Origin of the sequence: Chlamydia sp. 12-01 (genome assembly GCF_042234205.1) — a bacterium.
Taxonomy (GTDB): Bacteria; Chlamydiota; Chlamydiia; order Chlamydiales; family Chlamydiaceae; genus Chlamydia.
Genome location: NZ_CP114174.1, coordinates 1,017,979 through 1,044,155, shown reverse-complemented (window position 1 = coordinate 1,044,155; position 26,177 = coordinate 1,017,979). Strand labels below are relative to the sequence as shown.

Genomic DNA, 26,177 nt, shown 5'->3' with positions numbered 1-26,177 from the left:
GCTATCTGATATAGTAAAAAGTGTTTCTAAATAGGACGAACTCCGCTTAAAATAAAAATACTTTTTACTTAAGGTTTATAATTTGTAGGAACGTTCCATATATCTTTAGCATAGTCAGCAATTGCTCTATCGCTGGAGAAAAAACCCATACCGCCAACATTATAAATAGACTTCTTAACCCATTCGTCAGTTTGCGTAAATAAAGTGGCTGCAGATTCATGAACGCGAATATAAGATTCTAAATCTGCCAAAACAAAGAATGGATCTCCCTCGTGAAGCAATCTATGCACTATAGGTTTGAAAAGATCTTTATCTGAAGTATTGAAAAATCCTTGATCTAGTAATTTTAATACATGTGCGATCTTAGGATCATCATCGCATACTCCCTGCGGGTAATACTCTCGACGCATTTTTGCTATTTCTTCTTCTAATAACCCGAAAATGAACATATTGTCTCTACCAATATATTCTGACATTTCTATGTTAGCTCCGTCCATAGTACCTATTGTTAAAGCACCATTTAAAGCAAATTTCATATTTCCTGTTCCGGAAGCTTCCATTCCTGCTGTAGAGATTTGCTCTGAGATATCAGAAGCGGGCATGATCATCTCAGACATAGTCACACGATAATTCGGGAGGAAAAGAACCTTTAAAACCTCATTCACTTGAGGATCATTATTCACACAGTCTGCAACGCTATTGATAAGTTTAATGATCAATTTAGCAAAGACATATCCTGGAGCCGCTTTACCAGCGAAAATTACTGTTGTAGGAACAATGTTAGAAGCGGAGTTTTCCTTAAGATCATTATAAAGATAAATAACTCTAAGAATATTCATTAACTGACGTTTGTACTCATGAATACGCTTTACATGAAAATCGAAGAGAGATGTGGGGTCTATTTTTTCTCCAATTTCCTTTTTAAGTTTTAATGCGAAGTCTTGCTTATTTTTTAGCTTAATTTGATGCCACTGTTCTCTAAAACTCGCATCGTTAGCAAAGGGTATCACCTTATGAATTTGAGAGAGATCTATAAGATGAGCATCTCCAATTGTTTGATCTAATAACGTATTTAAACGAGGATTACATAAAGCTAACCAACGTCTTGGAGTAATTCCATTAGTTACGTTAATAAATTTATTAGGGAAAAACTCTACGAAATCTTTGAATAAGGTTGTTTTTATAAGTTGAGAATGGAAAGCAGATACACCATTAACCTTAGCAGAGCCTACAACAGCAAGACTTGCCATATTTACATGCTTATCACTTCCCTCTTCAATAATAGACAAAGCTCTACGCTTATCTTCATTTTCAGGAAATCTTTGAGAAACTTTCTCTAACCATCGAGAATTAATTTCATAGATAATCTCTAGATGCCGAGGTAATAATTTTGAAAATAAGTCTATAGACCAACGTTCTAAAGCTTCGGGTAATATTGTGTGATTCGTATAATTAAATATACGCGTTGTCATCTCCCAAGCTTTATCCCAAGGAAGCTCTTCTCTGTCCACAAGGATATGCATCATTTCCGCTATTCCTAATGCAGGATGAGTATCATTTAATTGCACAGATACCTTATCAGGAAGATTATCTAGAGAAATATGCATTTTGGTATATCTACGAAGGATATCTTGAATTGTTGCAGAAACTAAGAAATACTCTTGTTTTAATCTTAGTTCCTGACCTTCAGAAATAGAATCGTTTGGATAGAGTACTCTCGAAATGTTTTCTACTAACGCAATATCCTCTATGGCACGAATATAATTCCCATGATTGAAATAGTTAAATTCAAATCCATGTGGAGATTGCGCCTGCCATAAACGCAAGGTATTCACAGTATCTATTCCATATCCAGGAATAGGGATATCATAAGCCATTGCTAATACTTCTTGTGTATCTACAAGATCGGCAACTTCCTTTCCTCTAGCATCTGTATAATGAATCACTCTGCCATAAAAACGAATGGGGTAGAGATATTCTCCTCTACATATTTCCCAAGGGCTTCCATAACGCAACCACTCATCGGGGGCCTCTACTTGATATCCATTTACGATTTTCTGATCAAAAATTCCGTAATCATAGCGAATTCCATAACCATAAGCAGGAATTCCTAATGTCGCCATGGAATCCAAATAACATGCTGCAAGCCGTCCTAAACCACCGTTTCCTAACCCTGCGTCCGACTCCATTTGCACTAAACTATCGAAATCATAATTCAATTCTGCTAATGCATCACGAACGAGATCTAATATTCCTAAATTCAAAAGATTGCTCTTCAAGCTTCTACCAAGTAAAAACTCCATAGAAATATAATAGACACGCTTAACATCTCGTTCGTAATAACTATTTTGAGTTTTTAGCCAACCTTTAGCTAACCATTCCATTACAGTTTTTGAAACCGCCGTAAATATATCCCGGGTTGAAGCAGATTCCGGAGATTGTACCACTCCAAAATATAGACGATTTAAAATCGCCTGCTTCATCGTTTCTACATTTACTAAATTCTTATCAAAACTCATGAGTCGTCCGAATCAAAGGGTAATTAGGAAGTGATTTTTGTATTTCCATAAGAAAAATCTCAAAAAAAGGAAAGCACTTAGAAATGAGAATCAATATAACCAAAGAAATCTATGCCGTATTCTTTATGAAACACCAACTTTTAATTTTAAAACTCAGGAAATACTTAACCTTAAAACGTTGAAAACCAAATAACTGCACCCATTTAGATTGATATAAAAATAAAAATATGCTAGATTTCTTAGAAATTTTGTCATTCATGAGAATATTATGACTGCAGCACATGGATATGGAGCGTTTGCTGGACGTCCAAGTAGAAATGTTTTCACAATAAATGATCTTGATCACAAAGATTCTACCGATTCTCATAGTCGTGAAACTTCTAAACGTACAGTAAGCATAGGTAGACCCTGGATCGAAAGATACCCTACATGTCCAATGGTCCAACATACAGCCCTATGGGTCATCCTAGGATTAGCTGCTACTCTATCGACATGTTTACTATTAGCAAGCGGTTACTGTTCAATACCTACAATTATAGCAGTATTAGTTATACAAATTGCCTTAATAGTCGTATCTATTACTTGTTTGATTATTAAGCATAAAAGAGAGATCTCTTCTAAACTCTGTGGACAAGATCAGTAGCAATGCTAACAAGGGATCTCTTCTTCTGGGAAGAATTCAAGACTCTTGTATGCTGAAGTAAGAGATTTCATTAGTTCTTGTGTAGCGATACTAATATCATGTCCTCCCTCTTCTACCTTCTGGGAAATAGTGCGTATTGATGAAATCACCGTCGAATGGTCTCTAGAGAATACATCTCCTATACGTACGTAAGATAAAGATAATTTCTGTCGGCATAGATACATAGCCACCTGTCTAGGCAACACATATTCTCGAGATTGCGAACGTCCTAAAATACTTTCAGGGGAGACTCCGTAGTATTTAGCAACAGCACGAACAATTCCCGAGGGAGTTAACCGAACACTCTCCGCAGCCTCTAATACATCATGTAATAGAGATTGTATATCAGCTTCATAAAGTAGTTGTTGGGCTAATTTCTTATAAGCAACACGTTTCGATAATAGTGTAAGTGCGTCTATCAATGTTTTTACATTTGAAGATAATGCATGAATTAAGAAATCCAAAGCCGTATCTTCTATACGGATAGACAACTGTTCAGCTTGATGCATTAAAAAACTTCTTAGCCCCTCTTTTGTTAAAGGATGAATAGGAACAGCTACGCCCCATTCAAACCGACTGATGAGTCGCTCTTCCATAGCCTTTAAATCTCCGGGCGCATATGCCGAAGAAATGACTATCAATTTACCTTCAGTCTGTAATGAATTAAAAGTATGAAAAAATTCTTCTTGAGTAGCTCCTTTACCCGAGAATATTTCTATATCCTCTATGAATAAAGCGTCAACATTACGGTAAAAAGAACGAAATCTTTGCATTTCTCCAGAACGGATAGCTGAAACTAAGTGTTCGGTAAATAGATCTGAAGCTACATAAAGAATTTTACCTCCAGATTCTCTAAGAGCGTTTACTGCAGCCTGCATTAAATGTGTTTTTCCAGAACCTTCGGGTCCAAAAAGATAAATAGGATTAAAAGGAAAGCCTGCAACATCTTCTCCAGGCTTGGTAAACTCCTGCAAAATACGAAATGGTAAATCATTTTCAGGAGTTACAAGAAAATTAGCAAAAGTCATTTCAGGATTTACATTGCCATACTGCATAGTAAAATAGGCAGTTTTTTCTTGTTGGATCTGCTTTTCTTTATAAAAAGGTGTAGTTTTATCTAAAGAAGTTACGTGAACACGGATTAACTTCCCATTATTGTTCACTAAACTTGTTTTAACTTTATGACGTATATGCTCTTCAAACCAAGTCACTTGAAAAGAGTCTTTGGCTTCAAGATATAAATTACACGCGTCAAAGCACAGGACTTTTAACGACCTTAACCATTTGTCTACAGTACTTGTACCAATTTCTTTTTCTTGTAGCAAAAGAAAGTCTTCCCACGCCCGCATAAAACTATCTCATCTAAATAGTTTTCATATATCTTTTTTAATATAAAAAAGCTTTTTTTTCAGTTGTTACCTTTGTTTTTTCTTATTAACAGTGATTTCATTTTTAAGATGTTTGCTATCTAAAATCTTATTAGTAACCCACTGTTGGATCAATCCAAGAAGCATGGAAGAAAACCAATAAATATTTAAACCTGAAGGGAAATTATAGAACATAAAGGTAAACAAGAGAGCCATCATTGTCCCCATTGTTTCCTGTTGTCTTTGTTGATCCGTAGCAGGTCCTTTTTTCTTCAAAGCAGAGATTTTTTGCTGAGCAAACATTACAATCCCTAGTAAGATAGGAAGAAGATGGAATTCATTTCCAAGGAACCAAATTGGTGTAGTCCAAGAGAATAAAACGTCTGGAGCTGTCAAATTATCAATCCATCCTGGGATGAAAGATGCTCCTCGAAGTAAGAATGAAGATTTCAATAAATCAAACATAGCTATAAGAAACGGTAACTGAATCAATAAAGGCAAACAGCCTGTAATAGGATTCACCTTATTTGTTTTATATAAAGCCATGACTTCCATTTGAGCACGTTTAGGCTCTTTCTTATATTTCTGTTGGATTTCTTGAATATAAGGAGACAACTTTTGCATACGTCTCATAGAACGTATTGACCAGGCATTCAATGGATACAGCAGTAATTTTAAGAATACAGTAAGAAGGATGATAGAAATTCCCCATGAGCCTGTGATCATTCTGAAAAACTTCATAATAATGAAAAGTAAAGCTGCAAAAGGCTCAGTAATAAACGCGAATAATCCTCGGAAAGTTATACAATCAAGATATTGAGGACTTTCACCTTTAGAATTTGTATAAGCTTGATCTAGAGCTCGTAAAGTAGGCTCAGCTAAAGGTCCTGCATACACGAGGAAACGATGTATTCCTTTTTGGTTAGGCAAAGGAAGTAAAGTTTCGTATCCAGGATATTTAGAAGCAGGATAGGCCTGATTTTTAGGAGATAGTAAAGACAAACGTGTAGGAACCGAGCTCCCAGAAATATAGGAAGCGGCATATCCTGCAGGGATATCTGTGAGTGGGGATAGGATAATACCGAAGTATCCATTAGAGTTAAGTATCCATTGAGGGTATACTCCGCTACGTAAAGCTAAAGGATCTTTAGCCTTAGGTAATTTCACCTTATCTAACTGTCCCTTATTTTTTTTGATAACATGGTATTTAATAGCAGGAGTAAATGCATTGGACATAATTTCAACTTCAGGAACTCCAGAAGTTATCCATATGTCATCACTAGCGTGATTTACACCAACTTCAACTTCAAAAGCATAGGGCTGCTGAGGTAATTTATAAGTTTTCTTAATAGAGCCGTCACTACTTTCTAATTCCAACATAGTACTATTGAAAACAGAAACACGATATCCAGAAGCTACAGGATTTACAAGATCTCTACCGGAAACAATATTTAAAGCATGATAACTAGAGGGAGTGCGTTTCTTAGCATCAGAAAGAATTCCTCTACGTAGTAAAGGATAATATCCTCCTATAGTATCGGAAATTTCTTGATTATTCGCTCCTATGGAAGGGAGTCCTGGGAAAGAGGCTTCACTAGGAACTTGAGCTTTCAAATCTCTATCAAATCCAATTTCATTAACTATACTCTTATTATCTTCGGAAGAAAACGGAAGGTTGATTCCTTCCACAGAACCACTCTCCTGAGAAACAACCAATTGCATATACTCATTAGAGAGAACAAAATATTGCCCAGAATTCGCACCTGCATTTGCTGATTGAGAGTCATTAAAAATAGCAGCTATAGTAATTGGAAGATCTAAAGATTCTAATCTCTCTTCCTTGGAGTTATAAATACCTAAAGGAAGGTATTCATTCCCTGATCTCCAGAAGACTAGAGAAGTCCCATAGACAACGCTATCCTTATTATAAATCTTACCTTGTTCTTGCTTATATTGACCTAAGAACACTACTGGTTCTTGATTATTGCGAAACTCAACAACTAAAACAGGAAGACCTTCACTAGTCACAGGAAGAAATACTTTCCCTGTATTTGAAGGCCCCATAGATTCACTTGCTTCGCCATACAAAGCAACATGAATATTGTCACAAGCAGTTGTTTCTTCTATAAAATTCCAACACATTCCAGAAGAATAAACTGAACTCGCTGATCCTCCTTGATTCAAAAGGAGTAACTTATCCCCCACACGTACTGCATAATGATTTTTATTTGTCTCTTCTTCAAGAGATGTAGTCCAAGGAGAAACACTTAATCCCATGGACTTCGTTGCAGCAAGCACTTGTTCTGAAATTGTTTTTTGTTTCTCCGTAAGAGACTTGCAGGAGCGAAAATCATTATAACCAAAAAAGATTTGGCATCCTACAAAAGCCGCGCCGATTAAAGAAACAAACAACAATGAACGTTTATTCATCTGATAAACTCTGAAAAAATTAAACTAAAAAGCTAAAATACCATAGTATCTATTTATCTCCCATAAGAGATTCCTAACTACGTATGAAACTCTTTCTATTTTACAGATGAAGTCGAAGATGTGTCTTTTTTATTTTTTATAAAACAAGCTATTCCTAAAGACAAACCAAGTATAAATAAAGGCAAAGATAAAATTTGACCCATTGTTAATAAACTATTTGGACCTACAACTTTACCCTGATGGCTTTTAAAGAATTCTGCTAGAAAACGAATTAAAGATATACCTATTAAACCTAGGGATGTCACCCATCCCGAGCCCAAGCGAAAATAACGTTTATAACTTAGAAAGAATAACATTGCAGAAAGCAATAGATAGCCAACCCCTTCATAAAGCTGCACTGGATGTACAGGCACACCTAAAACTCCCTGTGTAGGAGATGAAAATATAATCCCCCAAGGTAACTTGGTGGGTTTTCCTATAATTTCTTGATTCATAAAATTTCCAATACGAATCATGAAAGCTGTACATCCAAATACAGAAGCACAAAGATCGCAAAGAAATAGAAAAGTCAATATGGGAATTTTTTTTCTATATCTCCAAGAAAAAATAACTGCCCAAAGAATTAGGCCCAGCATACCTCCATGACTTGCTAATCCCCCATTCCAGACCTTTATAATTTCTTGGGGATGTTTAAAATAAAAATCACCACCATAAAATAAAATATAAGCTATACGTGATCCCGGAATGATAAATAAGAGAGAATATAGGGAGAAATTTTCTAAAGCTACACGAAGCTGCTCCTTAGAAAATCTTATTTTATCTTCTTCAGTATAAGAAGACATCGCGAGATAAATACCTAATATGGAAGCAAATACAATACCTATAGAAAAACACAGGCCATACCAAGGTATACGAATAAACCAATTTTCTGAATTCCATAAAAATTTTGAATGATTCCAGTATATTGCTGATAAGAAGACTCGCATTATTCAATCCAAAAATAGAAAAAAATATAAATTCCGTATAGAATGATTAAATTACAACAGACAAAAACATATGACTAATAATAAAAACCATTTACTTATTTGTCTCCCCGGCATTCTTTGGTTGTCAGCAGGAGTTAAACTACTTTTAAAAGCCTCTGCGGTTGTTTACCAGCCGGATTTTTCTTTCAAAATCTTTGCTCCATTGGCTATGGGAGCATGGGTCATTGCATCTTTGAAATACCGGTTTTTATTATTGAAATCTGTATCTTCTCAGAACGAATTGTCCCACCAACTACTTTCAGAAAGTATATCAAAAAAAAAATACATAAAAAAATCTTTTCTCTCCAAACGCTTCTTAATTATAGCAATAATGATTTCTATATCCTTATTACTACGTAGATACGTTGATAACCCTGCCATTTTATTTTTCATTCGCTCAACTATTGGCTATGCCCTTATCAAAACTGCTTTGACTTACTTTGCTAAATCTCACAAAACACTATTAGAAAGCCTTTAAAGATAGATTTCCATTATGCAAATTGCACATATAGGGACAGATATTATTGAAATTTCCCGAATTCGCAAAGCGATAGAAACTCACAACCGAAGAATATTGAATAAAATTTTTACAAGGGAAGAACAAGAGTATTGTTTAAGATTAACGAATCCCTACCCCTCTTTTGCTGCAAGATTTGCAGGAAAAGAGGCCGTAGCCAAAGCTTTAGGAACTGGTATTGGGAAAGTTGTTGGTTGGAAAGATATAGAGATTCTTAAATCATCGAAACAACCTGAAGTACACTTACCTGCAAGGGTGTATAAAGAACTAGGAATCTCCAAAGTTTTGCTCTCAATCAGCCACAGTCGCGAATATGCCACAGCTATGGCTATAGCTCTAGCCTAAGAAACGCTCAGCTTCTAAAGCAGCCATACAACCACTTCCTGCAGCTGTGATAGCCTGTCTATAGTGTTTATCCTGAACATCTCCTGCTGCGAATACTCCAGGAATAGAAGTTTTGCATGTACCTTTTTCAGTAATGATATACCCATTTTCATCTAAAGCTAATTGACCGCCCAAGAAATCAATATTTGGTTTATGTCCGATAGCAAAAAATACACCCGCTGCATCATGAGAAGAGATCTCATTAGAAATATTATTCAGAATATCAACTGAACGAACAATAGTATCTCCAGAAATTTTGACTATTTCACTGTTCCATAGAAAAGTAATTTTTTCGTTGGCCTCTGCCTTTTTTATCATAACTTTAGAAGCTCTTAAAGTATCCCTCCTATGAACAATATAGACATGTTTCCCATAACGAGTTAAAAACATTGCTTCCTCTAAAGCAGAGTCTCCTCCTCCTATCACATATAAATCTTTATTTTTAAAAATAGGAGAAGCTCCATCACATACAGCACACGCTGTAACACCTTTTTGCCAAAACTCATTATCCGATGCTCCAGGAATTTCTAACCGCTTTGCAGAAGCTCCCGTTGCTATAATACATGTATCACAGGTATATTTTTCTTCATTGGACATTACCATAAAAGGACGCGTGGTGAAATCTACTGAAGTGACATCTTTTGGAAGAATATGAGTTCCAAAACGACCAGATTGAGATTTCATATTATCCATTAGCTTTTGACCTAGTATGCCCTCAGGGAACCCAGGGAAATTTTCTACTTCAGTAGTAGTCATTAATTGACCACCAGCAACACCAGAAAAAAATCCCTCAAATAAAATAGGACTTAAAAGTGCTCTTGAAGCATAAATCGCTGCGGTATAACCTGCAGGACCAGAACCAATAATAATTACTTTAGCGTGAGTCATTTATTTTTACCCTACCGAATAGTTTAGAAATAAAATCTAAAACAAATAAAAAAATTTTAAGCAACAAATTAGAATAAAAAAACTGCTGCAAGGGAGATCTTGCCTTTTTTAAGGTTTATATTTACACTATCTTTTTTGACTTTGTAGTTTTTAGGAGAATAACATTAAATGCCAAAACAATCCGAATACACTTGGGGATCCAAAAAAATTCTTGATACTATAGATTGCCTCTCGGAAGACGTTGTTGAATTCAAAGATCTTCTCTGCTCAACACACGGAATTACTTCAAGCGACGAGGAAACTACCAGTGAGATACAACCTGGCGCCATCCTAAAAGGTACTGTAGTTGATATCAATAAGGACTTCGTGGTCGTTGATGTTGGGTTAAAATCCGAAGGGGTCATTCCAATGTCAGAATTCATAGAATCTTCTGAAGGCTTGGTGCTCGGTGCCGAAGTAGAGGTATACTTAGACCAAACTGAAGATGAAGAAGGAAAGGTTGTTTTATCTAGAGAAAAAGCTACTCGCCAAAGACAGTGGGAACATATTTTAGCTTATTGTGAAGAAGGCTCTATCGTCAAAGGACAAATTATACGCAAAGTCAAAGGTGGTCTTATTGTTGATATTGGGATGGAAGCTTTTCTACCTGGATCACAAATCGACAATAAGAAAATTAAAAATTTAGACGATTATGTAGGCAAAGTTTGCGAATTCAAAATCTTAAAAATCAACATTGATAGAAGAAACGTTGTCGTTTCAAGAAGGGAACTTTTAGAAGCAGAACGAATTTCGAAAAAAGCGGAACTCATCGAACAAATTACTATTGGTGAGCGTCGCAGAGGTGTTGTTAAAAATATCACTGATTTTGGTGTATTCTTAGATCTAGATGGCATCGACGGTCTTCTTCACATTACAGATATGACATGGAAACGTATTCGTCATCCATCTGAAATGGTAGAACTCAACCAAGAACTTGAAGTTATCATTCTAAGCGTTGATAAAGAAAAAGGACGCGTTGCTTTAGGTCTGAAACAGAAAGAACACAATCCTTGGGAAGATATTGAGAAAAAATACCCTCCAGGCAAGCGTGTTACTGGTAAAATTGTTAAACTTCTTCCTTACGGAGCCTTTATTGAGATTGAAGAAGGTATCGAAGGTTTAATTCACGTTTCCGAAATGTCTTGGGTTAAAAATGTTGTTGATCCTAGTGAAGTGGTAAACAAGGGTGATGAAGTTGAAGCTATCGTTTTATCTATTCAAAAAGATGAAGGTAAAATTTCCTTAGGTCTAAAACAAACAGAACATAATCCTTGGGATAACATCGAAGAGAAGTATCCTATTGGTCTACATGTACATGCAGAGATCAAAAATCTAACAAATTACGGAGCCTTTGTTGAATTAGAACCAGGAATTGAAGGTTTGATTCATATTTCTGATATGAGTTGGATTAAAAAAGTATCTCATCCCTCAGAACTCTTCAAAAAAGGTAGCACTGTTGAAGCTGTCATTCTCTCTGTAGATAAAGAAAGTAAAAAAATTACTCTCGGAGTCAAACAACTAAGTTCAAATCCTTGGAATGAAATTGAAGAAATGTTCCCTACTGGAAGCAATATCTCTGGCGTAGTAACTAAAATTACAGCATTTGGTGCGTTTGTAGAACTACAAAACGGTATTGAAGGTTTGATTCACGTTTCAGAACTTTCTGAAAAGCCTTTCTCAAAAATTGAAGATATTATTTCAATTGGCGATTCTGTATCTGCAAAAGTCATCAAACTAGATCCAGATCACAAAAAAGTATCTCTTTCTGTGAAAGAATATCTAGCTGATAAACAACACGATCACATGAGTACAGATTTAAGTAGTTTGGACCTAGATGATTTAGTTGGTTCAGATAAAAAGAAAAAAGGGAAATAATATTACTTAAAAGGTTGAGCTTATGTTTTCTATGACATAAGCTTGCCTTAGTTTAGCACTCTGTCCGTTTCCTTATTTATAAGAGGAGTATAATGAATAAAGATCTTGTAGCTATTTTTGACTACATGGAGAAGGAAAAAGGAATTCAACGCCCTATTATTATAGGCGCTATTGAATCGGCCTTGAAAATTGCAGCAAAAAAAACATTAAGAGATGATGCTAACGTTTCTGTAAATATTAATTCTCGAACTGGTGATATAGAAGTCTTCTGCGAAAAAGAGATCGTGGAAGTATGTGAAAATCCCAGTAAAGAGATTCCTTTAGACAAAGCTAGAGAATATGATCCTGAATGCCAAATTGGGCAATACATGGATGTCCCCTTTGTTTCTGAGCATTTCGGTAGAATTGCAGCTCATGCAGCCCGACAAATTATTGGTCAAAAACTACGCCATGCTGAAAGGGATGTTATCTACGAAGAATATCGACATAGAGTTAATGAAATCCTTTCTGGTGTTGTTAAACGATTTGCGAAAGGATCAAATTTAATCATAGATTTAGGGAAAGTTGAAGGTCTCCTACCAGCTCGTTGTTATCCCAAAACAGAAAAACATAAAGTTGGCGATAAGATTTACGCCTTATTATATGAAGTTCAAGAATCTGAAAATGGTGGAGCTGAAGTTATTCTTAGCCGTAGCCATCCTGAATTTGTTAAACAACTTTTCTTACAAGAAGTTCCAGAACTAGAAGAAGGCTCTGTAGAAATTGTTAAAATTGCTCGTGAAGCAGGCTACAGAACTAAATTAGCTGTGAGTTCGTCTGATCCTAAAACAGACCCTGTAGGAGCTTTTGTTGGAATGCGCGGTTCTCGAGTGAAAAATATTATTCGAGAATTAAACGACGAGAAAATAGATATTGTAAACTATTCTCCCGTGACAACAGAATTATTACAAAATTTGCTTTGCCCCATAGAAATTCAAAAAATTGCCATCTTAGAAGATGACAAGGTTATTGCTATAGTCGTTCAAGATGCTGATTACGCAACAGTGATCGGTAAACGGGGAATTAATGCTCGTTTGATTAGTCAGATTTTAGACTATGAACTCGAAGTTCAACGCATGAGCGAATACAATAAACTATTAGAAATTCAACGCCTACAATTAGCGGAATTTGATAATCCTCAATTAGACGAACCGCTAGAAATGGAAGGCATTAGTAAGTTGGTTGTCCAGAATCTTGTACATGCAGGATACGACACGATCAGAAAGGTATTATTAGCCAGCGCTAATGATCTTGCTTCTGTTCCTGGAATCAGTTTAGAACTTGCTTATAAGATCCTTGAGCAAGTCAGCAAATATGGAGAAGGCAAAGTTGACGAAAAACCTAAAATTGAAGATTAAAAACGCTCAATTAACGAAAGCTGCTGGATTAGATAAGTTAAAACAAAAATTAGCTCAAGCAGGATCTTCAGACACAAAAAACTCTTCAGAAAAGCCCTCAACTAAGGCTCCTGAAAAGTTTGTAAAAGAGAAAGTCGTGAAGAAAAAGAGTGTTGTAGATCCTAGTGTGCCTACGATGACTGAACCTGTCTCCACTGAAATTTCTCCACGTAGAATCCGAGCTAAAAATCGTTCATCATTTGTATCTGAAGATTTAAATACTTCTTCCGCGGATTTAGATTCAGATTCTGTTGTGTTTTCCGATTCTATAATAGAAGAAACGGATTCTGTCGTGGATATAGAAAAAGAAGTTTCAGAATCAACTCCTCCTTCTGTAATCGAAGAATCTGAAACAGTTACTAAGGAACCTCCTGCTCCGAAAAAAGAACCCGAAGTCATAGCTAAAAAAGAACCTCCTAGGAATGTTGTTTCTATAAAATCCAACTTTGGTCCTACTGGGAAGCATATTAATCATTTATTGGCTAAAACATTTAAAGCTCCAAAAAAAGAAGATAAACCTGCTCCAAAAGAACGAACAGGAACACCTCAGGCAAAGCCTCAGCAATCTTCTGAGACTACAAATGATAAACAACATTCTCCGAGCAATCGGACATCTCAACCATTTTATCGTAGAGATGTATCAAAGAAACCTGGATCTGATTTTAGGGATCGTGCAAAAAAAGACGACAATCCTAAAGCATTTACCGGTAGAGATCGCTACGGATTAAATGATGGTAGTGATGATGATAAATGGCGAAAAAAACGTGTTCAGAAAACTAAGAAACACTACGACGAACACACTATACAACGTCCCGTTCATATTAAAGTTCCTCTACCTATTACGATCAAAGATCTTGCAGCAGAAATGAAGCTAAAAGCTTCTGAACTTATTCAGAAGATGTTTATTCATGGTATGACTTATGTTGTAAATGATGTTTTAGATAATGAAACAACAGTGCAATTTATTGGTTTAGAGTTTGGCTGTACAATCGATATCGACTCATCTGAACAAGATAAACTCTGTATCGAAAGTAATACTGTTAAGGAAGAAATACAGGAAACGGATCCAAATAAACTGATCATTCGCCCACCCATTGTAGCCTTTATGGGTCATGTCGATCATGGGAAAACTACTTTGATTGATTCATTAAGGAAAACTAATGTAGCAGCAGTAGAAGCTGGAGCTATTACCCAGCATATGGGAGCCTTCTGTTGCTCTACACCTGTTGGCAATATTACTATTTTGGATACTCCTGGTCACGAAGCCTTTTCTGCTATGAGAGCTCGTGGAGCAGAAGTTTGTGATATCGTTGTCCTTGTAGTTGCTGGTGATGAAGGAATTAAAGAACAAACACTAGAAGCTGTCAAACATGCTCGAGCTGCAAATATTACTATTGTTGTAGCTATTAATAAGTGTGATAAACCTAATTTCAATGCAGAAACCATTTACAGACAACTTTCGGAGATTGAATTATTACCAGAAGCCTGGGGTGGTACAACTGTAACAATTAATACCTCAGCAAAAACTGGAGAAGGTTTATCTGAACTTTTAGAGATGCTTGCTCTACAGGCAGAAGTTTTAGAACTAAAAGCTAATCCATCTGCTCGTGCTCGAGGAATTGTTATTGAATCTGAACTACACAAGGGCTTAGGTGCAGTTGCGACTATTTTAGTGCAAAACGGAACCCTACATCTCGGTGAAGCATTAGTCTTTAATGATTGTTACGGTAAAGTTAAAACAATGCATAACGAACACAATCAACTAATGACTTCGGCAAGTCCGTCTGTCCCTGCTTTGATCACTGGATTATCTAGTATGCCAAAAGCGGGTGATCCTTTCGTAGTCGTTAAGAGTGAAAAAATAGCCAAAGAAATTATCGGAGCTAGACTTGCCGGCCAACAAAAATTTGCTTTGCAGAAAAAACGTCCTAATTTCGACGCTATGCTGCAAAATAAAAAGATTTTGAAGCTGATTATCAAAGCCGATGTTCAAGGATCCATTGAAGCCTTAGCTAACTCTATCTTAAAAATTGTATCCGATAAAGTAAGTGCAGAAATTCTTTCTAATAGTGTTGGAGAAATTTCTGAATCAGATATTCGTTTAGCTGCAGCATCTAAAGCTGTTATTATTGGTTTCCATACTGGAATAGAAAGTCACGCTGAATCTCTGATCAAAAACTTAGGAGTAAAGGTACAGTTATTTAACATTATCTATCACGCTGTAGATGCTGTTAAAGAGATGATGACAGAATTACTTGATCCTATTGCCGAAGAAAAAAATCTAGGTTCCGCTGAGATCAAAGAAACCTTTAAATCTTCACAATTAGGAACAATTTATGGTTGTCTAGTTTCCGAAGGTGTAATGACTAGAAATCAGAAAGTTCGTGTTCTACGTGATAATGAGGTTCTCTGGAAAGGCAACTTATCTTCACTAAAACGTATTAAAGAAGACGTTAGAGAAGTTAAGAAAGGGCTCGAATGTGGTATTTTATTAGAAGGATATCAGAATGCTCAGGTAGGTGATATTCTACAATGTTACGAAGTGATCTATCACCCACAAAAACTTTAAAATATTATGACTGAAAATAGACGCATAAAAAAGGTTAATTCATTACTTCGTGAAGCGATTGCCAATGTAATATTAAAAGATGTGAAGCATCCTAAAATCTCTAATCGTTGGATTACGGTTACTAGGGTATGTCTATCCAAAGACTTGCATGCCGCTCGTGTCTATGTTTCAATTATGCCTCACGAAAATACATCAGCAGAAACTTTAGAAGCATTGAAAGCATCAGCAGGTTACATTGCTTATAGAGCTTCTAAAGGTGTGGTGCTTAAGTATTTTCCTGAGATACATTTTTATATCGAAGATATTTTTTCTCCACAAGATCATATAGAGAACTTGCTCTGGAAAATACGAGAGCAAGATAAGAATTAATATCATCTGCTTAGAAAGATCTAACATTGACGACATCATTATGGAACTTGCTACAGAACTTAAAGAAGGTATTCTTCTAGTAGATAAGCCTCAAGGGAGGACCTCGTTTAGTCTTATTCGCACTTTGACAAAATTAATCGGGGTGAAAAAAATTGGTCATGCAGGTACCCTCGATCCTTTTGCTACAGGCGTGATGGTTATGTTGATAGGTCGTAAATTTACACGACTATCTGATGTTTTATTATTCGAAGATAAAGAATACGCTGCGGTAGCTCATTTAGGTACAACTACAGATTCTTATGACTGTGATGGTAAAATTGTTGGTAGATCAAAAAAGATTCCAACCTATGAAGAAATCCTAGAGTCTTCTCAGTATTTTCAGGGAGAAATTCAACAAATTCCACCGATGTTTTCTGCAAAAAAAATTAACGGAAAAAAGCTCTATGAGTATGCTAGGCAAGGATTATCAATAGAGCGTCGCCAATCTACGGTTCAAGTAAGCTTACAAATTACCAAATACGAGTATCCCCTATTACACTTTTCTGTACAATGTAGTAAAGGAACCTACATTCGTAGTATTGCTCACGAACTAGGAAATATGTTAGGCTGTGGAGCTTACTTAGAAGAACTTCGACGCTTACGTAGTGGAAGTTTTTCTATAAATCAATGTATTGATGGTTGTCTTTTAGATCGTCCAGACTTTGATATATCTCCTTACCTAAGAGACTTCAATGGAAACATTCTATAGTTTAACATCGATCCCTTCTTCTGTGGATTCTATAACTATAGGTTTTTTTGATGGTTGTCATTTAGGTCATAAGCAGCTACTTACCTTCCTATCTTCTTGTCCAGGGACATCAGGAATCATTACCTTTGATTTACATCCTCAGGCAATTTTACAATCACCCACTCCTAAGCTAATTACGAGCACAAAGGAAAGGTTCCTTCTTTTACAAGATTTCCCAATTGATTACTTGTGTATCCTTCCTTTCACGAAAAGTTTTGCTAATCAATCTGCTGAAAGCTTCATTCTTTCCCTACATCAAACTTTAAGATGTAGACGTTTAATATTAGGATATGATTCTAGATTGGGTAAGGGAGGGCAAGGAAATGCTACAACATTACAACCGCTGACAGAATCTTTAGGGATCGAAATTATCGAGATACCCCCATATAAGATTGATAACGAAATAGTCTCTAGTAAAAAAATTCGCCAATTTTTAACACAAGGCGATCTAGATAATGCGAATCGACATTTAGGATATTCCTATAAATATACAGGAAAAATCGAAACAGGCTATGGTTTGGGAACAAAATTAGGCGTCGCCACTATTAACCTTCCTCAAGAGCAGTGCTTGCTGCCTTACGGAGTATATGCATGTGAAATAGAACATCGCACTATGTCATATCAAGGAATTATGAATCTTGGAGAAGCTCCTACAGTAGGTAGAGATTCCCTATGCTTAGAAGCCCATCTATTTAATTTTTCTGGAAACCTATATGGTGAGATAGTTTCTGTAGCTCCTAGGAAATTCCTTCGTGAAGAAAAAAAATTCCCCTCTAGAGAAGATCTATCAAAAGCTATTCATAAAGACATTCTTGATGCGAAAGTATTTTTCACTACTAATTATGTAAAAAAAGCATGATATCGCCATCTTGGACAATATAATCTCTACCTTCTGCTCGTAATTTACCAGCTTCACGAACTCCTACACGACCTTCATAAGTTATCATATCTTCAAGAGTGACAACTTCTGCGCGAATAAATCCTTTTTGGATATCTGTATGAATTTGACCCGCAGCTTCTGCAGCCGTAGATCCTATAGGAATAGTCCAAGCTCGAGTTTCTTGAGGTCCAGTTGTAAAGTAGGAAATTAATCCAAGCGTATGGTAGGCAGCACGTACTAACCGATTCAATCCCGATTCTTGTAACCCTAGACTATTTAAAAAATCTTGACGCTCCTCTATAGGAAGAGAAATCACTTCTTCTTCTAACTGAACACAAATAGGAACTACCTGAGCATTTTCTTTCTTAGCAATCTCCTGAACAACGGCAACATAATCATTATGCATAGTTGCTATAGAATCCTCACCTATATTGGCTATATATAGCATAGGCTTTGCTGTTAAGAAAGGGTACGGTTTTAACTGTATCTGTTCTTCTGGAGATAAATCTAAAGTACGTACAGGCTGACCACTTTCTAAATGCTTAATTACTCTATCTAGTAAAGGTAAGACAATCCCAAGGTCTTTTTTACCCTTAGCTTGCTTTTCTAATTTGCTATGAATACTTGTTGCTGAAGAAAAGTCAGAAAAAATTAATTCTAGATTTATCACAGAAATATCATCGATGGGATCTATCTTCCCAGATACATGGGTAACATCATCATTATCAAAACAACGAACAACATGAGCTATGGCATGAGTCTCACGGATATGAGAAAGGAATCTATTCCCTAATCCCGCGCCATCTGCGGCTCCTTTTACCAAGCCAGCGATATCGACAAATTGCATATCAGCATAAATAACCTTCTGACTTTGACTCATCTTAGCCAAAACACCTAGACGATTATCAATAACCGGAACAATACCAATATTTGGATCAATTGTACAAAAGGGATAGTTACAAGAAGCGACCTGTGCTCCAGTAAGGGCATTAAATAGCCCAGATTTACCTACATTAGGAAGTCCTACGATCCCACACTCTGTATGCCCCATATGTCATCTTTTGTAGATACTTTTAATACTCACCTTTATTAGGAAAGAATTCCCACAAACACCAGGATCGTTGATCCTATGCCTGTGGGAGTTTGTACTAGGCTCTTTAGTATTTTGAACCTAGTACCTTTAGTGTGATCACCAAAGACAATATAGGATTAGATGTTTCCTGACTAATACTTTCTTGGTAACTTATTGTTAGATCTTTCTAGATATCATCTTAAAAAAACCTTATAGTTCAATAATGCGAATTTATAACAATTAAGATTCAATCCTCTAGGCTTCTCTCTTGTGAAAAACACGCTTATAAGGTAATTTGCAGATTATTCCTATTTAATGCTCTTTATCTAAATTTGGCCAAGCGATGGGTGAAAAAACAGAAAAGGCGACCCCGAAGCGTCTTAGAGACGCCAGGAAAAAAGGCCAGGTAGCAAAATCTCAGGATTTTCCTTCCGCGGTTACCTTTATCGTTTCGATGTTCACAACATTTTATCTATCATCGTTTTTTGCGAAACATCTTGGTGGCTTCCTAGTTTCTATTTTTAAAGAAGCACCCACAAACCATGATCCTAGAGTTACGTTATACTATTTACACAATTGCTTAACTCTAATTCTAACTACCTCTCTTCCTTTACTTGGGGCTGTAGGATTTGTTGGTATTCTTGTGGGATTTCTTGTTGTAGGTCCAACTTTTTCTACAGAAGTTTTCAAACCAGACTTAAAAAAATTCAATCCAATTGAAAATCTAAAACAAAAATTCAAAGTAAAGACTTTGATTGAATTACTAAAGTCGATTTTGAAAATTTTCGGTGCGGCATTGATTTTATATATTACGTTAAAAAATCGTGTACCATTAATCATAGAAACTGCAGGAGTTTCTCCAATTGTCATTGCTGTGATCTTTAAACAGATACTTTATAAAGCAGTTACATCAATTGGTATTTTTTTCTTAGTCGTTGCTGTTCTTGACTTAGTATACCAAAGAAAGAACTTCGCTAAAGAACTAAAAATGGAAAAGTTTGAGGTTAAACAGGAATTTAAGGATACAGAAGGTAATCCGGAAATTAAGGGACGCCGTCGTCAAATTGCTCAAGAAATCGCTTATGAAGATACCTCTTCTCAAATCAAACATGCGAGTGCAGTGGTCTCAAATCCTAAGGATATAGCTGTAGCTATCGGTTACATGCCGGAAAAATATAAAGCTCCATGGATTATTGCTATGGGAATTAATTTGCGTGCGAAAAGAATCATTACAGAAGCTGAGAAATATGGTGTCCCTATCATGAGGAATGTACCTTTGGCGCATCAGCTTTGGGATGAAGGAAAAGAGTTGAAGTTTATTCCAGAATCGACGTATGAAGCTATTGGAGAAATCCTTCTCTACATCACTTCTCTTAATGCACAAAATCCTAACAATAAAAACATTAACCAACCCGATAATCTATAATGAACAAGCTACTCAATTTTGTTAGTAGAACCTTTGGGGGAGATGCAGCCCTAAATATGATCAATAAATCGAGTGACCTCATCCTTGCTCTATGGATGATTGGCGTCGTTTTAATGATCATCTTGCCTCTACCTCCGACTATTGTCGACTTGATGATCACTATCAATTTAGCGGTTTCTGTCTTCTTATTGATGGTGGCTTTATATATTCCTAGTGCGCTGCAGTTATCGGTTTTCCCATCTCTACTTTTAATTACAACAATGTTTCGTTTAGGAATTAACATCTCTTCATCGAGACAGATTCTCCTTAAAGCTTATGCGGGTCACGTCATTCAAGCTTTCGGGGACTTTGTTGTTGGAGGAAACTACGTTGTTGGATTTATTATCTTCTTAATCATTACGATTATTCAGTTTATCGTTGTTACCAAAGGTGCTGAGCGTGTTGCTGAGGTTGCTGCGAGATTCCGATTAGACGCTATGCCAGGTAAGCAGATGGCTATTGACGCCGATTTGCGTGCAGGTATGATTGATGCACAACAAGCTCGCGATAAACGAGGAATGATTCAGAAAGAGAGTGAACTTTATGGAGCCATGGATGGTGCTATGAAGTTCATTAAAGGGGATGTTATTGCTGGTATCGTTATCTCCTTGATTAATATCGTTGGTGGTTTGACTATTGGTGTGGCTATGCATGGTATGGACCTCGCCCAAGCTGCACACGTCTATACTCTTTTATCTATCGGTGATGGATTAGTTTCTCAAATCCCTTCACTACTTATCTCTTTAACTGCTGGTATCGTTACTACTCGAGTTTCTAGTGATAAAAACACGAACCTGGGTAAAGAGATTTCCTCTCAGTTGGTTAAAGAACCTAGAGCATTGCTCCTAGCTTCTGCAGCAACTTTAGGTGTGGGCTTCTTTAAAGGATTTCCGCTTTGGTCATTCTCCATTCTATCTTTTATCTTTGGTCTTCTTGGTGTTATCCTTCTTGCCAAGAAAAATAATGCTACTAAGAAAGGAGCATCAGGAGCATCAACAACTGTGGGAGCTGCTGCCGACGGAGCAGCAACAGCTGGTGACAATCCGGACGATTATGCGCTAACCTTACCGGTAATTTTAGAGTTAGGTAAAGATCTATCTAAATTAATTCAACATAGAACAAAATCAGGTCAAAGCTTCATTGACGACATGATTCCTAAAATGCGCCAAGCTCTATATCAAGATATTGGTATTCGTTATCCAGGAATTCATGTACGTACTGATTCTCCTTCATTAGAGGGTTATGACTATATGATCCTTCTTAATGAAGTTCCTTATGTTCGAGGTAAAATACCTCCAAATCACGTGTTGACTAATGAGGTAGAAGAGAATCTTAAGAGATACAATCTCCCCTTCCTTACCTATAAAAATGCTGCAGGTCTACCTTCCGCTTGGGTTAGTGAAGATGCCAAAGCTATTTTAGAGAAGGCAGCCATTAAGTATTGGACACCTTTAGAGGTAATTATTCTTCATCTTTCATACTTCTTCCATAGAAGTTCTCAAGAGTTCTTGGGAATTCAAGAAGTGCGCTCTATGATTGAATTTATGGAACGTTCGTTCCCTGATCTTGTTAAGGAAGTCACACGACTTATTCCACTACAGAAGCTTACCGAAATTTTCAAACGGTTAGTCCAAGAACAAATCTCTATTAAGGATTTGCGTACAATTTTAGAATCATTAAGTGAATGGGCGCAGACAGAAAAAGATACTGTATTACTTACTGAATATGTACGTTCTTCTCTTAAACTCTATATTAGCTTTAAATTTTCTCAAGGCCAATCTGCAATTTCTGTTTATTTATTAGATCCAGAAATTGAAGAGATGATCCGCGGAGCGATTAAGCAAACCTCTGCAGGATCTTATCTTGCTTTAGATCCTGATTCCGTAAATCTCATCTTAAAATCTATGAGAAATACGATTACGCCAACACCTCCTGGAGGTCAGCCCCCTGTGCTGTTGACAGCAATTGACGTAAGACGATATGTAAGGAAATTAATAGAGACAGAATTCCCCGATATCGCTGTGATTTCTTACCAAGAGATTCTCCCAGAGATTCGTATCCAGCCATTGGGAAGAATTCAGATTTTCTAGTAAGTATCTGTCGATTCTTAAAGAGGATATATGGCTGCATCTGGAGGAGCTGGTGGCTTAGGTGGTTCACAAGCTGTTGATGTTGCACAAGTGCAAGCTGCAGCTGCGAAGGCTGATGCCCAAGAAGTCGTAGCTAGCCAAGAGCAATCTGATATCAGTATGATTAAGGATTCTCAGGATTTATCAAATCCTCAGGCTGCAACGCGGACCAAGAAAAAAGAAGAAAAATTCCAAACTCTAGAATCTAGAAGGAAAGGTGCCACTCAAACGGAGAAAAAGTCTGAGGGTACTGGAGATAAATCTGACGCGGATCTTGCCGATAAGTATACCGAAAATAATGCAGAAATCTCAGGTCAGGATTTACGCAGTATTCGAGACTCTCTGCACGATGATTCTTCCGAAGAAGATATTTTAGATCTTGTAAAATCTAAATTTTCTGATCCCGCACTTCAAAGCGTTGCCTTAGATTACTTAGTCCAGACGACACCAGCTTCTAAAGGAGCTTTAAAAGACACCTTAATTAAAGCACAACAAAACCACATGCAACAGAATCGACAAGCTGTTGTTGGTGGTAAAAATATTCTATTTGCCTCTCAAGAATACGCATCTTTATTAAATACCTCCGCTCCAGGATTGCGAGCTCTCTATCTTCAGGTAACTTCTGATTTTCATTCCTGTGAGCAATTACTAACAACTCTCCAATCACGCTATAGCTTCGAAGAAATGGGTACTGTTTCCTCTTTCATTCTTAAAGGCATGGCTGCAGATTTGAAATCTGAGGGATCTTCAGTTCCACCTCCAAAATTACAGGTAATGATGTCAGAAACTCGTAATCTTCAAGCTGTGCTTACCGGTTATGATTTCTTTCAAACAAAATTACCTACACTTACTGCATCCTTAAAAGCTGATGGAGTATCAATTCCAGACCTTCAATTTGATAAAGTGGCTGATACCTTCTTTAAGTTAATTAATGATAAATTCCCTACAGCTTCAAAAATGGAACGCGGGGTCCGCGACCTCGTTGGTGAAGATACTGAAGCTATTACAGGTATGCTAAATCTCTTCTTCGTTGCCTTAAGAGGAACTTCACCAAGATTATTTGCTTCAGCAGAAAAACGTCAGCAATTAGGCACTATGATGGCTAATGCTTTGGATACTGTGAATATTAACAATGAAGATTATCCAAAAGCTACAGACTTCCCCAAACCCTATCCCTGGTCTTAATTTTTACGGATTATCATGCAAAATCAGTTCGAACAACTTCTGGAATCTTTAGGAACAAAATTAAATACCTCTTTAGTTCCTGATAAAAACCAAGCATGTTTGATTCGCTTTAGCGATACTCAGGTTCCTGTACAACTTGAAGAGGATGGCAATTCCGGTGATATTGCCGTAGGTACGATTCTTGGAATGCTTCCTGAAAACGTATTCCGTGAACGTATTTTTAAAGCTGCACTTTCTGTAAATGCCTCTCCACAGTCAAACATTAAGGGAATTCTTGGTTATGGAGAAATTTCTCAACAGCTGTATCTATCCGATGTTTTAAATATGAATTACCTAAATGGAGAAAAACTCTTCCATTATTTAACTCTATTCTCTATGCATGCAAAAATTTGGATCGCTGCTTTAGAAACTGGCAATCTTCCTGATCTACATGTCTTAGGTATGTATCATTTATAATACTATCAATCACAGTAGCAAGTTTATCTAAACATGTACGCCTTATGCTCGTATGATTTATGACTCCATTTTCTAAAGCTCTACGCTATATCCAAGATTCTCCGGCTAAGCAAAGCTGGAAAACCTTAGGAATGATGCCCAAGCACGGGATTTGCGTCCCCTTATTTTCCTTACACACACAAAATAGTTGCGGTATTGGGGAATTCTTAGATCTTATTCCTATGATCTCTTGGTGTCGAAAACATGGATTTCAAATCATACAAATCCTTCCTATTAATGATAGTGGTGAAGACAGCAGCCCATACAATAGTATATCTTCAGTAGCACTTAATCCTCTTTATCTTTCCTTAGCAAGCCTTCCACACGCTCAATCAATTTCCTATGCTAATGCTAAACTAAGAACTATGCAGCAGCTTTCTAAACTTCCCTATGTACACTATCCTCAAGTCAAAGCTGCTAAATGGGAATTTCTTCGTGATTATTATCAATATGTCATCAAAATTGGAGCTTTAAAAGACGAAGATTTTCAGATTTTTTGTGAAAAGGAAAAGTATTGGCTACGTCCTTATACGGTATTTCGTTCTATTAAGTATCACTTAAAGGGAGCCCCAATAAATAACTGGCCCAAAGCCTATACAGATATTAAAAACTTCACAGAATTTGAAAAACAATTCCAGAATGAATGTAACTTCTTTGCTTATATACAATACCTTTGCTTTCAGCAAATGTCACAAGTAAAAGCTTGCGCAGATGATAATCAGATTTTCCTTAAAGGAGATCTTCCCATCCTTATTAGTAAGGATAGCTGCGATGTCTGGTATTATAGACAATTTTTTTCTTCTTCAGGATCTGCTGGAGCCCCTCCCGATATTTATAATACTGAAGGACAAAACTGGCATCTTCCTATCTATAATATGCGTAATCTTGCTCAGGATAATTATACCTGGTGGAAAGCTCGTCTACGTTATGCAGAAAATTTTTATTCTCTATATAGACTTGACCATATCGTGGGATTCTTTCGCCTATGGGTATGGGATACCTCGGGAAACGGAAAATTTCAACCGGAAGATCCTGAAGAATATATCAGCCAGGGAACGCGTGTGCTTACACAAATCCTACGTGCATCCCGCATGCTTCCTATAGGAGAAGACCTAGGAAGTGTTCCCGCCGATATCAAACAAACATTATTGAAACTAGGAATATGTGGAACAAGAATTCCTCGATGGGAGCGCAATTGGGAAGGAGATGGAAATTTTATTCCCTTAGAGCAATATTCCCCTCTTTCTGTAACCTCATTATCTACACACGATTCCGACACACTAGCTCTTTGGTGGCGTCATGCTCCAAAAGAAGCTCAAAAGTTTTCAAGATTTTTAGGAATGTTTTTCACACCAGTCCTATCCAAGGAAGATCAAAAACATATTCTCACATTGTCTCACAAAACATCGTCTATTTTTCACATTAACTTAATTAATGATTATCTTGCTCTTTGTCCTGATTTAGTATCCAATAATCTAAAATATGAACGCATAAATATACCAGGAACCATATCGAAAAATAATTGGGTATATAGGGTGAAACCTTCTATTGAAGAAATACTATCTCACGATGCATTCAATGCAAATATAGCGGATATTTTTTCCCATATTTAAGATCCAAATCTTACTATTCTAAGTAAAATCAAGAAAAAATTTCTTTTTAAGTGGCTATAATTAAAATTTTTTGAAGAAAAAATCTTTCAGATATATCAGAAAATGTCTAACATAGGTTCTTTTCAATTATATATGTCTTATTCTTGCGATAACGACGAAGTTAATGTAGGGAAATCATGTCAAGAAAGTGTCCACTTACTGGAAAAAGACCTCGCCGTGGCAATAGCTACACCATCCGAGGTATTGCAAAAAAGAAAAAAGGAATTGGTTTAAAGGTTACAGGGAAAACCCCACGTCGTTTCTTCCCTAATATGGTTACCAAGAGACTTTGGTCTACGGAAGAAAATAAGTTCCTTAAACTTAAAATCTCAGCCTCTGCCCTACGTCTTATCGATAAGCTTGGCTTAGAGAAGGTAATAGCAAGAGCTAAAAGTAAAGGCTTATAATCTTT

At 36.6% G+C, this 26,177-nt stretch carries 21 protein-coding genes; 15 read left to right on the top strand and 6 right to left on the bottom strand.

Going from position 1 to position 26,177, the window contains the following annotated elements; genetic code table 11:
* Positions 1–68: 68 nt before the first annotated feature.
* Complete coding sequence (locus tag O1W69_RS04545; protein ID WP_375793374.1) at positions 69–2,519, bottom strand: glycogen/starch/alpha-glucan phosphorylase; 2,451 nt, start codon at positions 2,517–2,519, stop codon at positions 69–71.
* Positions 2,520–2,787: 268 nt separating this feature from the next.
* On the opposite strand from O1W69_RS04545, the gene O1W69_RS04540 reads away from it, so the two are divergent.
* Positions 2,788–3,162 (top strand): hypothetical protein, encoded by a 375-nt coding sequence (locus tag O1W69_RS04540; RefSeq protein ID WP_375793373.1) that lies wholly within the window; start codon positions 2,788–2,790, stop codon positions 3,160–3,162.
* A 5-nt stretch (positions 3,163–3,167) separates the two neighbouring features.
* Here the strand turns inward: O1W69_RS04540 and dnaA are convergent, their stop codons facing one another.
* The 3 genes from dnaA to O1W69_RS04525 form a co-directional block, all read right to left on the bottom strand.
* Complete coding sequence (dnaA, locus tag O1W69_RS04535) at positions 3,168–4,550, bottom strand: chromosomal replication initiator protein DnaA (protein ID WP_375793372.1); 1,383 nt, start codon at positions 4,548–4,550, stop codon at positions 3,168–3,170.
* Between the two features lie 66 nt (positions 4,551–4,616).
* Positions 4,617–6,998, bottom strand: a complete 2,382-nt coding sequence (gene yidC, locus O1W69_RS04530; RefSeq protein WP_375793371.1) for a membrane protein insertase YidC — start codon at positions 6,996–6,998, stop codon at positions 4,617–4,619.
* A 95-nt stretch (positions 6,999–7,093) separates the two neighbouring features.
* The gene (locus O1W69_RS04525; protein WP_375793370.1) at positions 7,094–7,984 is read right to left on the bottom strand and encodes a prolipoprotein diacylglyceryl transferase; all 891 of its coding nucleotides are present in this window, start codon (positions 7,982–7,984) and stop codon (positions 7,094–7,096) included.
* A gap of 70 nt (positions 7,985–8,054) precedes the next feature.
* Here O1W69_RS04525 and O1W69_RS04520 point away from each other — a divergent pair, with 70 nt between their 5' ends.
* Both O1W69_RS04520 and acpS read left to right on the top strand, forming a co-directional pair.
* Entirely contained in the window at positions 8,055–8,501 is a 447-nt protein-coding gene (locus O1W69_RS04520; RefSeq protein ID WP_375793369.1) for a hypothetical protein, read from the top strand.
* Between the two features lie 15 nt (positions 8,502–8,516).
* Entirely contained in the window at positions 8,517–8,885 is a 369-nt protein-coding gene (gene acpS, locus O1W69_RS04515; protein WP_375793368.1) for a holo-ACP synthase, read from the top strand.
* Here the strand turns inward: acpS and trxB are convergent.
* Positions 8,877–9,812: a thioredoxin-disulfide reductase gene (trxB, locus tag O1W69_RS04510; RefSeq protein ID WP_375793367.1), complete on the bottom strand. Its 936-nt coding sequence runs from the start codon at positions 9,810–9,812 to the stop codon at positions 8,877–8,879. The genes acpS and trxB overlap by 9 nt on opposite strands.
* A gap of 168 nt (positions 9,813–9,980) precedes the next feature.
* Between trxB and rpsA the strand changes: the two genes are divergently transcribed.
* The 6 genes from rpsA (at position 9,981) to O1W69_RS04480 (ending at position 17,746) form a co-directional block, all read left to right on the top strand.
* A complete protein-coding gene (gene rpsA, locus O1W69_RS04505) occupies positions 9,981–11,726 on the top strand; it encodes a 30S ribosomal protein S1 (RefSeq protein WP_375793366.1) in 1,746 nt (581 codons plus the stop codon).
* A gap of 92 nt (positions 11,727–11,818) precedes the next feature.
* A complete protein-coding gene (gene nusA, locus O1W69_RS04500) occupies positions 11,819–13,123 on the top strand; it encodes a transcription termination factor NusA (protein WP_375793365.1) in 1,305 nt (434 codons plus the stop codon).
* Entirely contained in the window at positions 13,080–15,731 is a 2,652-nt protein-coding gene (infB, locus tag O1W69_RS04495; RefSeq protein ID WP_375793364.1) for a translation initiation factor IF-2, read from the top strand. The genes nusA and infB overlap by 44 nt, the downstream gene beginning before the upstream one ends.
* A gap of 6 nt (positions 15,732–15,737) precedes the next feature.
* Complete coding sequence (rbfA, locus tag O1W69_RS04490; RefSeq protein WP_375793363.1) at positions 15,738–16,100, top strand: 30S ribosome-binding factor RbfA; 363 nt, start codon at positions 15,738–15,740, stop codon at positions 16,098–16,100.
* Between the two features lie 40 nt (positions 16,101–16,140).
* On the top strand, positions 16,141–16,848 hold the full coding sequence (gene truB, locus O1W69_RS04485; protein WP_375793362.1) for a tRNA pseudouridine(55) synthase TruB: 708 nt from the start codon (positions 16,141–16,143) through the stop codon (positions 16,846–16,848).
* A complete protein-coding gene (locus tag O1W69_RS04480) occupies positions 16,832–17,746 on the top strand; it encodes a bifunctional riboflavin kinase/FAD synthetase (protein WP_375793361.1) in 915 nt (304 codons plus the stop codon). The genes truB and O1W69_RS04480 overlap by 17 nt, the downstream gene beginning before the upstream one ends.
* On the opposite strand, the gene ychF is transcribed toward O1W69_RS04480, so the two are convergent.
* Positions 17,724–18,818 (bottom strand): redox-regulated ATPase YchF, encoded by a 1,095-nt coding sequence (gene ychF / locus O1W69_RS04475; RefSeq protein WP_375793360.1) that lies wholly within the window; start codon positions 18,816–18,818, stop codon positions 17,724–17,726. The genes O1W69_RS04480 and ychF overlap by 23 nt on opposite strands.
* A 364-nt stretch (positions 18,819–19,182) precedes the next feature.
* On the opposite strand from ychF, the gene sctU reads away from it, so the two are divergent.
* From sctU to rpmB, 6 genes are all read left to right on the top strand, one after another.
* Complete coding sequence (gene sctU, locus O1W69_RS04470; protein ID WP_375793359.1) at positions 19,183–20,265, top strand: type III secretion system export apparatus subunit SctU; 1,083 nt, start codon at positions 19,183–19,185, stop codon at positions 20,263–20,265.
* Positions 20,265–22,394 carry a type III secretion system export apparatus subunit SctV gene (gene sctV, locus O1W69_RS04465; RefSeq protein WP_375793358.1) on the top strand — a complete coding sequence of 710 codons (2,130 nt, stop codon included), beginning with the start codon at positions 20,265–20,267 and terminating at the stop codon, positions 22,392–22,394. The genes sctU and sctV overlap by 1 nt, the downstream gene beginning before the upstream one ends.
* A gap of 30 nt (positions 22,395–22,424) precedes the next feature.
* Positions 22,425–23,618, top strand: coding sequence for a type III secretion system gatekeeper subunit SctW (gene sctW / locus O1W69_RS04460; RefSeq protein ID WP_375793357.1), 1,194 nt, complete (start codon positions 22,425–22,427; stop codon positions 23,616–23,618).
* Positions 23,619–23,633: 15 nt separating this feature from the next.
* Positions 23,634–24,074 (top strand): CesT family type III secretion system chaperone, encoded by a 441-nt coding sequence (locus O1W69_RS04455; RefSeq protein ID WP_375793356.1) that lies wholly within the window; start codon positions 23,634–23,636, stop codon positions 24,072–24,074.
* A 59-nt stretch (positions 24,075–24,133) separates the two neighbouring features.
* Complete coding sequence (locus O1W69_RS04450; RefSeq protein ID WP_375793355.1) at positions 24,134–25,726, top strand: 4-alpha-glucanotransferase; 1,593 nt, start codon at positions 24,134–24,136, stop codon at positions 25,724–25,726.
* A 176-nt stretch (positions 25,727–25,902) separates the two neighbouring features.
* The gene (gene rpmB, locus O1W69_RS04445; protein WP_006343133.1) at positions 25,903–26,172 is read left to right on the top strand and encodes a 50S ribosomal protein L28; all 270 of its coding nucleotides are present in this window, start codon (positions 25,903–25,905) and stop codon (positions 26,170–26,172) included.
* Positions 26,173–26,177 lie beyond the last annotated feature (5 nt).

What these genes read in the sequence shown, in the direction of transcription:
- trxB (WP_375793367.1), bottom strand. Translation starts at nt 9,812, where the DNA reads ATGACTCACGCTAAAGTAATTATTATTGGTTCTGGTCCTGCAGGTTAT.
- dnaA (WP_375793372.1), bottom strand. Translation starts at nt 4,550, where the DNA reads ATGCGGGCGTGGGAAGACTTTCTTTTGCTACAAGAAAAAGAAATTGGT.
- rpsA (WP_375793366.1), top strand. Translation starts at nt 9,981, where the DNA reads ATGCCAAAACAATCCGAATACACTTGGGGATCCAAAAAAATTCTTGAT.
- O1W69_RS04525 (WP_375793370.1), bottom strand. Translation starts at nt 7,984, where the DNA reads ATGCGAGTCTTCTTATCAGCAATATACTGGAATCATTCAAAATTTTTA.
- acpS (WP_375793368.1), top strand. Translation starts at nt 8,517, where the DNA reads ATGCAAATTGCACATATAGGGACAGATATTATTGAAATTTCCCGAATT.
- O1W69_RS04450 (WP_375793355.1), top strand. Translation starts at nt 24,134, where the DNA reads ATGACTCCATTTTCTAAAGCTCTACGCTATATCCAAGATTCTCCGGCT.
- sctW (WP_375793357.1), top strand. Translation starts at nt 22,425, where the DNA reads ATGGCTGCATCTGGAGGAGCTGGTGGCTTAGGTGGTTCACAAGCTGTT.
- sctV (WP_375793358.1), top strand. Translation starts at nt 20,265, where the DNA reads ATGAACAAGCTACTCAATTTTGTTAGTAGAACCTTTGGGGGAGATGCA.
- rpmB (WP_006343133.1), top strand. Translation starts at nt 25,903, where the DNA reads ATGTCAAGAAAGTGTCCACTTACTGGAAAAAGACCTCGCCGTGGCAAT.
- infB (WP_375793364.1), top strand. Translation starts at nt 13,080, where the DNA reads ATGGAGAAGGCAAAGTTGACGAAAAACCTAAAATTGAAGATTAAAAAC.
- O1W69_RS04520 (WP_375793369.1), top strand. Translation starts at nt 8,055, where the DNA reads ATGACTAATAATAAAAACCATTTACTTATTTGTCTCCCCGGCATTCTT.
- O1W69_RS04480 (WP_375793361.1), top strand. Translation starts at nt 16,832, where the DNA reads ATGGAAACATTCTATAGTTTAACATCGATCCCTTCTTCTGTGGATTCT.
- ychF (WP_375793360.1), bottom strand. Translation starts at nt 18,818, where the DNA reads ATGGGGCATACAGAGTGTGGGATCGTAGGACTTCCTAATGTAGGTAAA.
- truB (WP_375793362.1), top strand. Translation starts at nt 16,141, where the DNA reads ATGGAACTTGCTACAGAACTTAAAGAAGGTATTCTTCTAGTAGATAAG.
- nusA (WP_375793365.1), top strand. Translation starts at nt 11,819, where the DNA reads ATGAATAAAGATCTTGTAGCTATTTTTGACTACATGGAGAAGGAAAAA.
- O1W69_RS04540 (WP_375793373.1), top strand. Translation starts at nt 2,788, where the DNA reads ATGACTGCAGCACATGGATATGGAGCGTTTGCTGGACGTCCAAGTAGA.
- O1W69_RS04545 (WP_375793374.1), bottom strand. Translation starts at nt 2,519, where the DNA reads ATGAGTTTTGATAAGAATTTAGTAAATGTAGAAACGATGAAGCAGGCG.
- rbfA (WP_375793363.1), top strand. Translation starts at nt 15,738, where the DNA reads ATGACTGAAAATAGACGCATAAAAAAGGTTAATTCATTACTTCGTGAA.
- sctU (WP_375793359.1), top strand. Translation starts at nt 19,183, where the DNA reads ATGGGTGAAAAAACAGAAAAGGCGACCCCGAAGCGTCTTAGAGACGCC.
- O1W69_RS04455 (WP_375793356.1), top strand. Translation starts at nt 23,634, where the DNA reads ATGCAAAATCAGTTCGAACAACTTCTGGAATCTTTAGGAACAAAATTA.
- yidC (WP_375793371.1), bottom strand. Translation starts at nt 6,998, where the DNA reads ATGAATAAACGTTCATTGTTGTTTGTTTCTTTAATCGGCGCGGCTTTT.